The organism is Acinetobacter sp. RF14B (assembly GCF_006864105.1).
Classification (GTDB): domain Bacteria; phylum Pseudomonadota; class Gammaproteobacteria; order Pseudomonadales; family Moraxellaceae; genus Acinetobacter; species Acinetobacter lwoffii_C.
In genome coordinates, this window is the sequence record NZ_SMTB01000281.1 from 1 (window position 1) to 290 (window position 290).

The 290-nt window shown below is 42.8% G+C and carries 1 protein-coding gene; it reads right to left on the bottom strand.

What is annotated here, in order from left to right:
- On the bottom strand, positions 1–265 hold a 265-nt coding region (locus tag E2K52_RS14975; RefSeq protein ID WP_151205747.1), incomplete at its 3' end, for an IS6 family transposase.
- Positions 266–290 lie beyond the last annotated feature (25 nt).

Below are 290 nucleotides of genomic sequence, written 5' to 3' on the forward strand. Positions count from 1 at the left end.
CCCATTTGCCATTCACTTTTACGTAAGTTTCATCCAGATGCCATAAATGTCGATCTGTAGGATTACGCCAATACCAACGTAAACGTTTTTCCATTTCTGGAGCATAACGCTGAACCCAGCGATAAATCGTGGTGTGATCGACATTCACACCACGTTCGGCCAACATTTCCTGAAGTTCACGATAGCTGATGCCATATTTACAATACCAACGAACAGCCCAAAGAATGATTTCACCTTGAAAGTGCCGACCGTGGAAGGGATTCATCTGCTGTATCTCGAAATAAATAAGA